Origin of the sequence: Streptomyces sp. G45 (assembly GCF_049542095.1) — a bacterium.
Lineage (GTDB): Bacteria > Actinomycetota > Actinomycetes > Streptomycetales > Streptomycetaceae > Streptomyces.
Genome location: NZ_JBMUZU010000001.1, coordinates 716,497 through 729,735, shown reverse-complemented (window position 1 = coordinate 729,735; position 13,239 = coordinate 716,497). Strand labels below are relative to the sequence as shown.

The following is a 13,239-nucleotide window of genomic DNA, read 5'->3' as shown; positions in this document are numbered from 1 at the left end:
ACGCGGGAGCCCCGACGCGAGACGTCCAGCCTGCGACGCCCGGCCTGAGACGTCCGGTCTGAGACCCGGTCGCCTTCCGGGGCGGATGTGGCCAGTTGGGGTCTACAGGGCGGGCTTGGTCCGGACCTAGGATCGGTCGGTATGGGCGGGCGAGACCTCCGCGGGCCGCCGCTCCGGAGCCGGGGCGGCCGGACCGGGGGCGCTGCCCGGCGCACCGCCGCGGTCGGCGCGGCCCCGCGCCTGCTGGCGCTCGCCGTCTGCCTGCTCACCCTGCTCAGCGCCGGGACGGCGTCGGCCGCCGCCGTCGCGCCACCCCCGAAGCCCGCCGCCGTCTCGGCGGCGCCGACCACCCGGGGCGCCGGGCCGCCCGTCGGGAAGGCGACCGTGCCGCCGCCCGTCGACGCCGTGCTGCGGCCCGGCGACAGCGGCTGCCAGGACGGGGGCGTGAGCGGGACGCCCCGCGGGGCCGCGGTGCCGTGCCCCGAGCAGCCCGGCGCGCCCGACCCCCGGCCCGCGCCGCCGGGCCACGCCCCTGACCCGGCGCCCGCCGTGCCACGCGGCACCGCACCCGCGGACGCGGCGTCCGCCGACCCCTACCGAACCCGCGTCATCAGAACGTAGAGGGGCGCTCTCCACCCTCGCTCCGTTCCGCCGTCACGTCCGCGTACTCCCGTACTCCCGTACGCCTGTACGCCCGCGTCCGGCGCCCTCCGCTCCGCCGCGACGCTCCCCGAGCACCTCCCGGCCCCACCGGCCGACCCCCACCCAAGGCCCCACCCACGGCCCCACCCAAGGAGAGATCCGCATGTCGTCCTCCTCCCGTCCCCCGGAGTCCTCCCAGGCCCCGCCCACGCCCCCCGCCCCCGCCACCCACCGCGCCGACCCCGGCGCCGCCGCCGTCCAGCCGGGCACCGACCTCGGGCTCCTGCTGCTGCGCGGCACGGTCGGCCTCACCATGGCCGTCCACGGCTCGCAGAAGCTCTTCGGCTGGTTCGACGGCGGCGGCCTCGACGGCACCGCCGACCACTTCGCCGCGGACGGCTACCGGGCCGCCAAGGCCATGGCCTGGGTCGCCGGGCTCACCGAGACCCTGTGCGGCCTCGGCCTCGCCCTCGGACTGCTCACCCCGCTCGCGGGCGCGGGCATCCTCGGCATCATGCTCAACGCCACCGCCGTGAAATGGGACGGCGGGTTCTTCAGCCCCGAGGGCGTCGAGTACGACCTGGTGCTCCTGGCGGCCGCCGTGGCGCTGGCCCTGACCGGCCCCGGCCGCGTCGCCGCCGACCACCTGCTGCCGGGCCTGCGCGCGCACAGCTTCGCGCGCGGCGTGGCGGCCGTCGCGCTGGGGGCGATCTCGGCCGCGTTCGTCCTGGTGGTCCTGCGCGACTGAGCCCGGCCGCTCGCGAGCGCCCGGGGCGCACCGTCTCGGGCGCACGCCACCGCCGCCCCACCATTATGGAACCGCCAGTCTCGATAACTGATATTGTGAGACCATGAGTTCCGTAAATGAAGACGATCCGCCCCGCCCGGGGCGGCCGCGGTCCGCGGGCGTCGACCGGGCCGTGGGGCGGGCGACGCTCGAACTGCTCGCGGAGACCGGGTACGCCGGGCTGCGCATGGACGCGGTGGCGGCCCGCGCCGGTGTCGGCAAGGCCGCGCTGTACCGCCGCTGGCCGTCCAAGGCCGCCCTGGTCCTGCGCCACCTGGTCGCCGACCTGGCTCCGCGCACGCCGGTGGACACCGGCGGTCTCCGCGGCGACCTGCGCGTCCTGGCCCGCGACACCGTCACGCGCATGACGCACCCGCGCGTCCGGCCCGTGCTGCCCGAACTGCTCACCGAGCTGGTGCGCGACCCCGCGCTCCAGCAGGTCTTCGCCGACGCCTGTCTGATCCCGGAGCGGGACGCCGTGCGCGCGGTGGCCGAACGGGCGGTGGCCCGGGGGAAGTTGCGCCGGGCGCCGGACGTGGAGTGGGCGCACGCGCAGCTCACCGGGCCGGTGTTCGTCTGGCTGCACCTGCTGCGCGAGCGGGCCGACGAGGCGACGGCCGACCGCCTCGCCGACGACGTGGCCGCCGCGTGGCTGGCGCGGGAGGGGCGACAGGCACCGCAGGGCCGGGCGAACGGCCGGGCGGAAAGGGCCGAAGCGGAGGCGACGGCGGAGACGGAAGGTGACGCGCGGTGAACGGGTGGCTGTGGGCGGGGCAGGTCTTCCTTGCGGTGGCGTTCGCCGGGACGGGCCTGTGGAAACTGGCGGTCCCCAAGGAGCGGCTGCGCACCCCCATGCCCTGGGTGGACGACCTGTCCCAGCGGGCGGTGCACGGGATCGCGGCGCTGGAGGTCGTCGGCGCGGTCGGCGTGGTCCTGCCGTGGGCGCTGGACGTCGCGCCCGTCCTGACGCCGCTGGCGGCGGTCGGCCTGGCCCTCGTGATGGTCGGCGGGTTCGCCACCCACATCCGGCGGCACGAGTACGCGCGGTCCCTGTCGAACGTGCTGTTCCTGGTGGTCGCCGTACTGGTCGCGGCGGGCCGCTTCTAGCCGCCGCGGGTCAGGGCGCGGCGTCCGCCCCGGTGTGCCGCGCGCGGCACGGCCCGCTCGATCCCCGTACCACCAGCTCCGGCGCGAGCCGTATCGTCCGGCTCGGCCGGGCCGCGTCGCCGTCGAGGCGGCGGGCCAGCAACCGCGTGGCCTCGGCGGCCAGTTCGGCCACCGGCTGGCGGACCGTGGTGACGCCCGGCGCGGACAGGGCCGCCATCGGGATGTCGTCGAAGCCCGTCACGGCGACATCGCCGGGCACGTCGGCGCCGCGCTCCTGGAGGCGCTGGAGGGCGCCGATCGCGATGAGGTCGTTGGCGCACACCAGGGCGTCGGGCCGCTCGTCCCACACCCGGTCGACGGCGGCCCGCCCCCACGCCACGGAGAAGTCGCCGAGCACGGCCCGCCCGGCGGCCTCCGCGCCCAGGGCCCCGGCCGCGAACGCCGCGCGCCGCTCGGCCGCCGCCGACGCCGTGCCGCCCGCGCCGACGAACCAGACGCGGCGCCGCCCGGCGGCGGCCAGGTGGTCGAGGACCAGGGCCATCCCGGCGGCGTTGTCGACGGCCACGGAGTCGGCCACGCCCGGACCGCAGCCGCGGTCGAGGAGCACCAGCGGCACCCGGGCCGCCGCCGCGGCCACCGCCTCCCGGCTGCGGCGCTCGTCGGCCGGGACGACCAGGAGCGCGTCGACCCGGCGGCTCAGCAGGTCGTCGATGTGCCGGGCCTCCGCGGCGGGGTCGTCGTCGCAGTCGGCGAGCAGCACCGCGCGGCCCCCGGCGTGCAGGGCGTGGGTGAGCGCGCGGACCAGGGCCGGATAGAACGGGTTGGTGATCTGCGGCAGGACGAGGCCGACGGTGCCGGTGGCGCGGCCGCGCAGGGCGCGGGCCGCGTGGTTGGGGCGGTAGCCGAGCGCGGCGGCGGCCTCGCGGACCCGGCGCGCGGTCTCGGCGCCGACGGGGCGCGTCCCGGCGAGCACTCGCGAGACGGTGGCGACGGAGCAGCCGCAGGCCCGGGCGACATCCCGCAGTGTCACGTCAGCCACCCCTGGGCCCACCCCTTCGCCGCGTTTCGGAGAACGTTATCAGCGGGCCCGGCCGTCGCCAGGGTTCTCACGGAAGCGCGCGAGCGCGCGGCCGGTGCCGGGAACAGGCATAAAAGCGCTGGTCAACGCCCCACTTCACGCTGGTGGCGAGGAGCTTCACGGATCGTTGACATAATGCGCACCTGTGCACAAAGGCATCGGAGAACGTTTTCCCGAGGTGCCGCACCGCCACAGCAATCCAGCCGAACGAAGAGGTTCCGCGATGGCCAGAAAGATCATCCTCGACTGCGACCCCGGACATGACGACGCGATCGCCATGCTCCTGGCGCACGGCAACCCCGACGTCGAGCTGGTCGCGGTCACCACCGTCGTCGGCAACCAGACCCTGGAGAAGGTCACCCGCAACGCCCTGTCGGTGGCCCGTGTCGCGGGCATCACCGGCGTCCCCTTCGCCGCGGGCTGCCCCGGCCCCTCGTGCGCGACATCGAGGTCGCCCACCAGATCCACGGCGAGAGCGGCCTGGACGGGCCCGTGCTGCCCGAGGCCCTGCTGGAGCTGGACGAGCGGCACGCCGTCGACCTCATCATCGACACGGTGATGTCCCACGAACCCGGCGAGATCACCCTCGTCCCCACCGCGGGCCTCACCAACATCGCGCTCGCCGTGCGCAAGGAGCCGCGCATCGCCGAGCGCGTGCGCGAGGTCGTCCTCATGGGCGGCGGCTACCACACGGGCAACTGGAGCGCCGTCGCCGAGTTCAACATCAAGATCGATCCCGAGGCCGCGCACATCGTCTTCAACGAGCGCTGGCCCGTCACCATGGTCGGACTCGACCTCACCCACCAGGCCCTCGCCACGCCCGAGGTGCGCGAGCGCATCGCCCGCGTCGGCACCCGCCCGGCCGCGTTCGTCGGCGAACTCCTGGACTTCTTCGGCGCCATGTACCTCCAGGCCCAGGGCTTCGAGGCGCCGCCCGTGCACGACCCGTGCGCCGTCGCCTACGTCATCGACCCGAGCGTCATGACCGTCCGCAAGGCCCCGGTGGACGTCGAGCTCACCGGCACCCTCACCCTCGGCATGACCGTCGCCGACCTCCGTGCCCCCGCCCCCGCCGACTGCCACACCCAGGTCGCCGTCCAGCTCGACCACGGGCGGTTCTGGGACCTGGTCGTGGACGCCCTGGAGCGCATCGGCGAGGTGCCCGCGTGAACGCCTCCTTCACCGAACCCGCCGCGCCCGCGGGCACCCCGGGCCGCCGCCCGGTCCGCGTCTGGGTCCTGGTCGTCGCGCTCCTCGCGGCGTGCTTCGCCTTCCAGCTCAACGCGAGCATGCTCAGCCCCGCCCTGAAGAACGTCGAGGACTCCCTCGACGCCACCTCCGCCGAGGTCGGCCTGACCCAGACGGCGTTCTTCACCTCCGCCGCGCTCTTCTCGCTGTTCCTGCCCCGCCTCGGCGACCTCGTCGGCCGCCGACGCGTGCTCGCCGCGATGATGGTCCTCATGGCCGTCGGCTGCGTGGTGGCCGCGCTCGCGCAGAGCGTGCCGATGCTGTTCGTGGGCCGCGTCATCCAGGGCGTGTCCGGGCCGACGGTCCCGCTGTGCCTGATCATGCTGCGCAACGAGGTCCACGAACCCAAGCGGTACGGCACCCTGCTCGGCGTCATCACCGCCGTCAACGGCGGCATCGCGGGCGTCGACTCCATCGCGGGCGGCTCCCTCGCCGACCACTACGGCTTCCAGTCGGTGTTCTGGGTGATGGCCGTCGTCGCCGGTCTCGCCGCGGTCCTCGTCGCCACGCTCACCCCGGAGTCCACCGCCGCCACCGCGGGCGACACCCGCATGGACTGGCGCGGCGTGGCCCTCCTGGTGGTGTCCGTCGGCGCCGCCCTGATCGCCCTCAACGAGGCCGGGAAGCTCGGCGCGGCGAACTGGCCGCTCGTCGCGGGCCTCGCCGTCGTCGCCGCGCTCGCCTTCGCCGCGTTCTGGCGCGCCGAGGACACCAGCCGCCACCCGCTGGTCGCCACCCACCACCTGCGCCAGCGCTCCACCTGGGCGCTGCTGCTCACCACCGTCCTCACGATGACCGGTGTGTTCGCCGTCATGAACGGCATGATCCCCGCGTTCGCGCAGAACGCGGACGCCGGATTCGGCATGACCGCCGAGCAATCCGCCTGGTGGACGCTGACCCCCTACGCCCTCGCGGGCCTCGCCATGGGCCCCCTCGCCGGGCGCCTCGCCGCCACCCACGGCTACGGCAAGGTACTGCGCTTCGGCCTGATCGGCTCGGCCGCGACGGTGGCCCTGATGCTGATCACGCTCCAGGCCGACTCCCGGCCGCTGCTGCTGGTCTCGTCGGTCCTGATCGGCGTCGCGTACGCGGGCGTCGCCAACATCGTCCTCAACGGCCTCGGCATCGTCCTGTCCCCGAAGGAGAACCCCGGCTTCCTGCCCGGCCTGAACGCGGGCGCCTTCAACCTGGGCGCGGGCCTGAGCTTCGCCGTCCTGTACGCCGTGCAGACCGCGGCCGAACCGGCGGACAAGACGTCGTCGGCCGGGTACGCGGCGGGCATGATCGCGGGCGTGGCCCTCATCGCCGTCGCCTTCGCGACGTCGTTCCTGATCCCCAAGCCGGTGGCGGCGGAGACCGACGACTGACCGGCCACCGGCGCCCTGCGCCGGTCGCGCGAGGCCCCCGTCCGCCCGGCGGACGGGGGCCTCGTCGTGCGCGTACGAGGGCGCGGGCGGCCGGTCAGGGGAGCTGTCCGGCCTGGCCCAGGCGCTGCCAGAAGCGCCGGATCATCCGCTCGTCGAGGTCGGGGACGGCCACGCCGAGCCGGTCGAGGGCGCGCAGGGTCCGCTCGTTGCGGAAGGTGTCCGACGGCGGCTCCGCGGCGCCGCCCAGGACGTCGCCGCGCCCGTCGGCGTCCTCGGCGTACTCGAAGTACTCCTGGAACACCGTCAGGTACGGCAGGAACGGCAGCTCCCGCCCGGCCTCGGCCGCCCGCCGCAGCCGCCCGAACCACTCCACGACCGGCACCGGCTCCGAGCGCGTGCCGCGCAACTCGTCCAGGACCCGCAGGAACGGCGCCGGGCCGGTCTGCCGGGGGTGGTGCACGTGGTGCGCGGCGCCCGCGCCGGGGCCTTCGGCGCTGAGGGCGAGGGCCACCAGGGCGCGGGCCGCGACGTCCGCGGGCAGCAGGTCCGCCGAGAGCACCGAGCCCCGCGGATGGCAGCCCAGGGCGGCGCAGCTCACCAGCAGACGGCAGAACATGTCGTCCGGGTTGACGGCGCCGCGCTCCGACTCCGCCCACACCCGGCCGAGCCGGTACACCCGCGCCGACGCGCCGCGCGCGGCGGCCTCCCGCACCATCAGGTCCGCCACCCACTTGCTCGCCCCGTAGCCGTCGGCGCGAGCGTGCCGCGCGTCCGCGACGGGGGAGTCCTCGGTGAGGGTCCGGGGCGTGTCGGCGGAGCCGAAGACCCCGAGCGTGGACACGTGGTGGAAGCGCTTCGGCGTCCCCTCCGCCGCGAGCCGCAGCAGCGTGCGGGTGCCCGCCACGTTGGCGGGCTTCAGACGCTCGTACGACGACAGGTGGTGCACGTACGCGCCCGCGTGGACGATCGTGTCGACCCGGTCGCACAGCCCTCGCCAGCGCGCGGCGCCGACGCCGAGCCGGTCGTGCGCCAGGTCGCCGGGCACGATCCGCACGCGCCCGCCCCCGCCGTTCGTGCCGTCCGTGCCGTCCGTGCTGTCTGTGCCGAGGGGCGCGTCGATGCCGTACGAGGCGAGCACGGCCCGCAGGCGGTCGCGGCCCGCCCGCTCCGAGTCCGCCCGCACCAGGCAGTGCACGTCCGCCTCGGTCCGCCGGAGGAGTTCGCGCAGCACGAAGGCGCCGACGAAACCGGTCGCGCCGGTGAGCAGCACCTGACGCGGCCGGGCGGCGAAGCCCGGGGCGCCCGGGAAGCGCAACTCGGGCGCGAGCCGCGCCTCCGTGACCGGCACCACCGCGGCGCCCCCGCCCGCCGCCCCGCGCTCCACCAGCGCGGAGAGGCCGCCCGGGTGCGGGGCGTCGAGGAAGTCCCGCACGTCGACGCGCGCGCCGAGTTCCGCGGCCACGCGGGCGAGCAGGCGCACGGTCAGCAGCGAGTGCCCGCCCAGGGCGAAGAAGTCGTCGTCGACGCCGACCCGCGCCACCCCCAGCACCTGCGCGAACAGCGCGCACAGCGCCTCCTCGCACGGCGTGCGCGGCGCCCGGTACGCGGCGCCGCCGACGGCCGGGCCGGGGTCGGGCAGCGCCCGCTGGTCCAGCTTCCCGTTGGGGGCCAGCGGCAGCCGGTCCAGGGCCACGAAGGCCGAGGGCACCATGAAGCTGGGCAACCTGCCGGACACGTACGCCCGCAGCGCCCCGGTGTCCACGGCCGCGCCGGTGACGTACGCGAACAGGCGCGTGCCCGAGGGCGTGGCGCGGGCGACGACGGCCGCGCCGGTCACGTCGGGGCGGGCGGTGAGGGCGGCCTCGATCTCGCCGGGTTCGACGCGGAAGCCGCGGATCTTGATCTGGGAGTCGGCGCGGCCCACGCACTCGATGACCCCGTCGGCGCTCCAGCGGGCGAGGTCCCCGGTGCGGTACATGCGGCTGCCCGGCGGACCGTAGGGGTCGGGCACGAAGCGGGCCGCAGTCAGGCCAGGGAGCCCGTGGTAGCCGCGGGCCAGGTGCCCGGCGACGTACAACTCGCCGACGACCCCCGGCAGCGCGGGGGTGAGGGCGGGGCCGAGGACGTAGGCGCGCATGTGGGGCAGGGGAGCGCCGATGGGGGCGCTGCCCGTGCTGGTGCCGGTGGGACGGCCGGTGGTGGATGTCATGCGGGAAGGACTCCGTCTCGCCGTGGACGTGGACGTTCCGGGCGTACGGGAAGGCCTCCCGGACCTGGTGCGCGGCCGGGCGCGGAACGCCCGTCGGCAGCGATCAACGGCCGCCCGTGGAAAGGCAGTTAACGAAGGAGTGATCCCCCGTGTCCAGGCGGACGCGCTCTGCGGCAGGCGCGGGAGCGCGGAGGGACGCCGGGCTGTGGCGGGCGGGCAGCGAGGGGTGTCCTGGCGGCGAGACACCGGACCGCCGCCCGGTGCCCCGACCCGCGCCCGCCTAGTCCACCAGGCGGTCCGCCAGATAGCGCTGGAACTGCCACAGGGGCGCTCCAGATGGGAGAAGCGCCCACCGGACGGCGCCGGTCCGGTGGCCAGGCCGCGCTGCACCCCGCGCACGGCCACCAGGTCCTCGTCCTGGATCGCCGCGAGCTGCTCGCGGGAGGCCGCCACGTACGCGTCGAAGTCCGGCCGCTCCCTGGCCGCCGCCGGGACGAGCACCGTGAACACGGCGTCGTGCGTGTCCGGGCCGGTGGGCAGCCAGCGGGCGAGGGTGACGCTGTCCGGCAGCAGGGCCATCGCCAGGTTCGGGAAGACGCCCGCGACCGTCATGCCGGTGAGCTGCCGGGCCCCGAGGCCCGGGATGAGCGGGCCCGCCACCGGCCCCTCGCCGTCGAGGCCGGTCAGCGCCTCGGCCGCGAACGGGGTGTACATGCTGAACCCGCGCCCCTCGCACTCGTCCACCCTGGTGTCCTTGCCGGGGACGACGCGGTCGAGGGACTGCGCGTGCGTGCCCATGTGGTGGTAGTTCTCCGAGCCGTTCTCGAAGGCCACCTTCCAGTTCGCGGGCACGCCGTCCCACCGCATCGTGTACGCCACCTCCAGGTCCGCGAGGCGGTACGGCGCGATCCGCGCGCCCAGGTCCGTCAACTGCCCGGCGAGCGGCGGCACGTCGGGGTCGCCGCTGACCATGAGCAGCCCGTGCCACACCTCCAGGCGGTACCGCGGCAGACGGCACGCCGCCCGGTCGAAGGCGACCTGGTTCATCAGCGGGGCGCCCGCGAGCTGCCCGGCGTACTCGCCGTTCAGGCGGTACGTCCAGGTGTGGTACGGGCACGTCAGGCGCTTCAGGGTCCCCTGCTCGGGGTGGGTCTCCGGCGGCAGGACGTCCATGAAGCGGTGCCTGCACACCCGGGACAGGGCGTGCAGGTCGCCGTGCTCGTCGCGCGTGACGACCAGCGGCTCGCCGAGCGCGTCCGTGCGCAGGTAGTCACCCGGCCGGGCGACCTGGGAGACATGGCCGACGCAGAGCCAGTCGCGGCGGAAGACCCGGTCCAGCTCCAGGCGGTGGAAGGCCGCGTCGGTGTAGGCGCGGGCGGGCAGGGTCTCGCCGCGCTCCAGGGGCAGCGCGGCGATCCGGGCCAGCTCCCCGAGCAGCGGGCCGAGGGCGGCGCCCTGGGCGGGCGTCGCGTCGTAGGTGTCGTACAGCATGGTGCTACCGCTTTCGTTCGAAGGCCGGTGAGGCGGGCGGGAGCGGACGTCCGCCTTCCATGCTGGTCCGCCGCCGGGGCGGGCACATCGTGCGCCGTGCCGAGCCCGTCGCTACATCGATGGGTCTACTGCCCGGCGCGCGCTCTCCTCCCGGAGGCCGGGTCCGGGCAGCCATGCGCTTGACCTCAAGCGCGGTTGACGTCACAGGATCGCGGTACGTCCCGCGACATCGCGGTACGCCTCGTGAAAGGAGGGCGGGCGTGACCACGCACCACTCGCCGTACCGGCCCCGCGGACCACGGGAAGGCGGTGACGGCGCCCCCGCGGCCGACCCGCCCGGCGCCTCGGCGGACCGGGAGGCCGCGCGCCGCGCCATCGCCCTCGTCGGCGCCTATGTCCGCGAGGACGCCGCGGCCGTGAGCGCGGCCCTGGACGGCGCCGGACCTGCCGTCGCCGCGCGGCTCGTGTGCGTCACCGGTGACCTGCTGCGCCTGGTCGTCGGCATGGTCCTGGCGGGACCGCGCACCCTCACCCCGGCCGACGTGGTCCGCGCCGCCGACCGGATCGCCGCAGCGGGCCCGCCGCACCATGAACTCGCCGCCTCCCAGGCCGTCCGCGCCTGGGCGGACCGGGACGACGCGGGCCTGCGCGCGCACTGGGCGGACGCCGCGGCGGGCGCCCACGGCACGGCCGTCCTCGCGGCGGCGCTCGCGGTGGGCGCGTGGGGGAGGGAGCCCTTCCTCGGGCTGCTCGGCACGTTCGGGGAACTGGCGGGGCGGCACGGCTGAGAGGCCGCGGCGCGGACCTTTCCGGGCGGTCGGTCCGGGCCCCGCCGGGCGGTCGGTCCGGGCCCTGCCGGGCGGTCGGCCCGGGCCCCGCCGAGTCCACCGCGCCCGGGTCGCGGAGCCCCGGCGCTCCGCTTAGCGTGGGACCGGACATCGTTGACAGAGGGGGGTGCACACACGGATTGGTGTGATCTCCATGGCAGGAAAGCCCGCCGTCGTTCTGGTGCACGGGTTCTGGGGCGGCGCCGCCCACTGGGCCAACGTGATCGTCGAGCTGAACCGGCGCGGCTTCGACGACCTGCACGCGGTGGAGAACCCGCTCACCTCGCTCGCCGACGACGCCGAGCGCACCCGCAAGATGATCCGGCAGATCGACGGGCCCGTGGTCCTGGTGGGCCACTCCTACGGCGGCGCCGTCATCACGGAGGCGGGCGACCTGCCGGGCGTCGCCGCGCTCGTCTACATCGCCGCCTTCGCGCCGGACGCGGGGGAGAGCCCCGGACAGATCAGCCAGGAGAAGCCCCCGGCCGCGTTCGACAACATCGCGCCGGACTCCGACGGCTACCTGTGGATCAGGCAGGACGCGTTCCACGAGAGCTTCGCCCAGGACCTGACGCCCGACGAGGCGCTGGTCATGGCCGTCACGCAGAAGGCCCCCCTCGGCTCGACGTTCGGCGACACCGTCACCGCCCCCGCCTGGCGCGCCAAGCCGGTCTGGTACCAGGTCTCCACCCAGGACCGCATGATCCACCCGGACAACGAGCGGCGCATGGCGCAGCGCATGAACCCGCGCAAGACCATCGAACTCGACGCGAGCCACGCCTCGCTGGCGTCTCAGCCCGGCGCGGTCACCGACCTCATCGAGGCGGCGGCGGACGAGGTGGCGGGCGGCTGAGCCACCGCCCCGCGCGCCGCGAAGGGGTAGGAGCGCAGGGCCGCGCGGACGGCGTCCAGGGCCGACCGCGCGTAGTCCCTCGGCACCCGGGACGACACGGCGAGGCCGGTCGCGACGGGCCCGGGCGGCGCGGGCAGCAGCGGGTGGACGGCGGTCGGCAGCCCCCACGTCGCGTCGGCGTTCGCCACCAGGCAGCCGATGCCGAGGCCCGCGTGCAGCGCGGCGCGCACGCCGAGCAGGTCGGCCCCCTCGTACGCGCTCGTCCAGGGCACCCGGGCGGTGGCCAGGGCGGACAGGGTCTGCCCGCGCAACCGGCTCGGCTCGGTGAACAGCACCAGGGGCAGCGGCGCCCCCCGCCCGACCGCCGGGCGGCCGAACCAGCCCAGCTCCAGGCGTCCGATGCCCACCACGTGGTAGTCGGTGCCCGCGACCGGGTCCAGGAGCAGGGCGAGGTCCAGGCTGCCCGCGCCGAGCTGCTCCGTGAGCGCCTCGCTCGGCCCGGTCCGCAGTGTCACCCGGGAATCGGGCGCCACCCGCTTGAGCCCGCTCAGGACGTCCGGCAGGGCCTCGCTGAGCTGGTCGCAGATGCCGAAGGAGATCCGCAGGCCGTCGCGGGGCGGCTTGAAGCGCGCGACCGCCTCGTCGTTGAGTGAGAGCATCTTGCGCGCGTAGCCGAGCAGTTCCTGGCCCGCGGGGCTGAGCCGCAGGTTCCGCCCGGTCGCGGCGAAGACCGGCTCCTTCAGGAAGGAGTCCAGGCGGCGCATCTGCTGGCTCACGGCGGGCTGCGACAGGTGCAGCGCCTCGGCGGCGCGGCTGAAGCCGCCCAGGTCCACGATGGCCGCGAGCGTCCGCAAGGTGCCGATCTGAAGGTCGTGGTTCACCCGTTACCCCCGTGTCCCCCGTGCTCGTGTCCGGAGCCCACCGTCGCCCCGCCTCCGGTCATCGACTGGTGAACGATGGATCCGCACAACCGTCGTACATGAGTCAAGACTCGTCTGTCCGGGACTGTAGGCAGGGCGCGCAACGGGTGTCAACTGACGTACGATGCGCTCCAATTGGGCTTCCACGCCAGTGTGGAGCCGGTGGACGTCCGGAGGATGGAGGCGTGGTCGTGACCGACGCACACGGCGCGGCAGGGGGCACGCTGGCGGCCAAGCTGAACCATTTGTTCGCCTCGGTGGTCCCCGCGGGCCGCGGCCCCTACAGCTCGGAGGAGGTGGCCCGCGCCATCACGGCCGACGGCATCCCCATCTCGGGCAGCTACATCTGGCTGCTGCGCCGGGGCCAGCGGGACAATCCGACGCTGCGCCACTTGGAGGGCATGGCACGGTTCTTCGGGGTCCCGCCCGCCTACTTCTTCGACGACGAGGTGTCCCAGAAGGTCGACGCCGACCTCAAGCTGCTCTCCGCCCTGAAGGACGCCCGGGTGCAGCAGGTCGCGCTGCGCACCGTGGGCCTGTCCGCGCAGACGCTCAGCTCGATCACCGAGGTGATCGAGCGGGTCCGGGAGCTCGAAGGGCTCCCCCGCACCCCGGACGACGGGCCCGCCCCGCCGCCCCCGGGCACACCAGACTCCTGAGCGCCGGGCCCGTCGGACTCCTGAAGTCCGGGCCCGGCGCGACCCGCATCC

Annotated in this window: 11 protein-coding genes and 1 pseudogene; 9 read left to right on the top strand and 3 right to left on the bottom strand. The window is 75.5% G+C overall.

Annotated elements, in window-relative coordinates; translation table 11 throughout:
• The first annotated feature begins 141 nt into the window (after window positions 1–141).
• The 4 genes from ACOBQU_RS02940 (at window position 142) to ACOBQU_RS02925 (ending at window position 2,536) form a co-directional block, all read left to right on the top strand.
• The gene (locus ACOBQU_RS02940; protein WP_423624327.1) at window positions 142–621 is read left to right on the top strand and encodes a hypothetical protein; all 480 of its coding nucleotides are present in this window, start codon (window positions 142–144) and stop codon (window positions 619–621) included.
• A gap of 184 nt (window positions 622–805) precedes the next feature.
• Window positions 806–1,390 (top strand): DoxX family protein, encoded by a 585-nt coding sequence (locus ACOBQU_RS02935; RefSeq protein WP_423624326.1) that lies wholly within the window; start codon window positions 806–808, stop codon window positions 1,388–1,390.
• 103 nt (window positions 1,391–1,493) lie between these two features.
• A complete protein-coding gene (locus ACOBQU_RS02930) occupies window positions 1,494–2,183 on the top strand; it encodes a TetR/AcrR family transcriptional regulator (RefSeq protein WP_423624325.1) in 690 nt (229 codons plus the stop codon).
• A complete protein-coding gene (locus ACOBQU_RS02925) occupies window positions 2,180–2,536 on the top strand; it encodes a DoxX family protein (RefSeq protein ID WP_423624323.1) in 357 nt (118 codons plus the stop codon). Before ACOBQU_RS02930 ends, ACOBQU_RS02925 begins: the two co-directional genes overlap by 4 nt.
• A gap of 10 nt (window positions 2,537–2,546) precedes the next feature.
• Here ACOBQU_RS02925 and ACOBQU_RS02920 read toward each other — a convergent pair whose 3' ends face one another.
• On the bottom strand, window positions 2,547–3,575 hold the full coding sequence (locus ACOBQU_RS02920; protein ID WP_423624321.1) for a LacI family DNA-binding transcriptional regulator: 1,029 nt from the start codon (window positions 3,573–3,575) through the stop codon (window positions 2,547–2,549).
• Between the two features lie 262 nt (window positions 3,576–3,837).
• Here ACOBQU_RS02920 and ACOBQU_RS02915 point away from each other — a divergent pair.
• Window positions 3,838–4,679: pseudogene (locus ACOBQU_RS02915) on the top strand (nucleoside hydrolase); the annotation flags it as partial.
• A gap of 101 nt (window positions 4,680–4,780) precedes the next feature.
• Window positions 4,781–6,229 (top strand): MFS transporter, encoded by a 1,449-nt coding sequence (locus tag ACOBQU_RS02910; protein WP_423624319.1) that lies wholly within the window; start codon window positions 4,781–4,783, stop codon window positions 6,227–6,229.
• A 94-nt stretch (window positions 6,230–6,323) separates the two neighbouring features.
• Here ACOBQU_RS02910 and ACOBQU_RS02905 read toward each other — a convergent pair whose 3' ends face one another.
• Window positions 6,324–9,929 (bottom strand): thioester reductase domain-containing protein, encoded by a 3,606-nt coding sequence (locus tag ACOBQU_RS02905; protein WP_423624318.1) that lies wholly within the window; start codon window positions 9,927–9,929, stop codon window positions 6,324–6,326.
• Between the two features lie 260 nt (window positions 9,930–10,189).
• Here ACOBQU_RS02905 and ACOBQU_RS02900 point away from each other — a divergent pair, with 260 nt between their 5' ends.
• Window positions 10,190–10,717, top strand: coding sequence for a hypothetical protein (locus tag ACOBQU_RS02900; RefSeq protein ID WP_423624316.1), 528 nt, complete (start codon window positions 10,190–10,192; stop codon window positions 10,715–10,717).
• A 193-nt stretch (window positions 10,718–10,910) separates the two neighbouring features.
• Window positions 10,911–11,609 carry an alpha/beta hydrolase gene (locus ACOBQU_RS02895; protein ID WP_423624314.1) on the top strand — a complete coding sequence of 233 codons (699 nt, stop codon included), beginning with the start codon at window positions 10,911–10,913 and terminating at the stop codon, window positions 11,607–11,609.
• Here the strand turns inward: ACOBQU_RS02895 and ACOBQU_RS02890 are convergent.
• The gene (locus tag ACOBQU_RS02890; RefSeq protein WP_423624313.1) at window positions 11,549–12,490 is read right to left on the bottom strand and encodes a LysR substrate-binding domain-containing protein; all 942 of its coding nucleotides are present in this window, start codon (window positions 12,488–12,490) and stop codon (window positions 11,549–11,551) included. The genes ACOBQU_RS02895 and ACOBQU_RS02890 overlap by 61 nt on opposite strands.
• 230 nt (window positions 12,491–12,720) lie before the next feature.
• Here ACOBQU_RS02890 and ACOBQU_RS02885 point away from each other — a divergent pair, with 230 nt between their 5' ends.
• Entirely contained in the window at window positions 12,721–13,188 is a 468-nt protein-coding gene (locus ACOBQU_RS02885) for an XRE family transcriptional regulator (protein WP_423624311.1), read from the top strand.
• Window positions 13,189–13,239 lie beyond the last annotated feature (51 nt).

Bases quoted from the DNA above. Each gene is read 5' to 3' on its own strand.
- ACOBQU_RS02935 (WP_423624326.1), top strand. From the start codon at position 806: ATGTCGTCCTCCTCCCGTCCCCCGGAGTCCTCCCAGGCCCCGCCCACG.
- ACOBQU_RS02905 (WP_423624318.1), bottom strand. From the start codon at position 9,929: ATGCTGTACGACACCTACGACGCGACGCCCGCCCAGGGCGCCGCCCTC.
- ACOBQU_RS02895 (WP_423624314.1), top strand. From the start codon at position 10,911: ATGGCAGGAAAGCCCGCCGTCGTTCTGGTGCACGGGTTCTGGGGCGGC.
- ACOBQU_RS02940 (WP_423624327.1), top strand. From the start codon at position 142: ATGGGCGGGCGAGACCTCCGCGGGCCGCCGCTCCGGAGCCGGGGCGGC.
- ACOBQU_RS02930 (WP_423624325.1), top strand. From the start codon at position 1,494: ATGAGTTCCGTAAATGAAGACGATCCGCCCCGCCCGGGGCGGCCGCGG.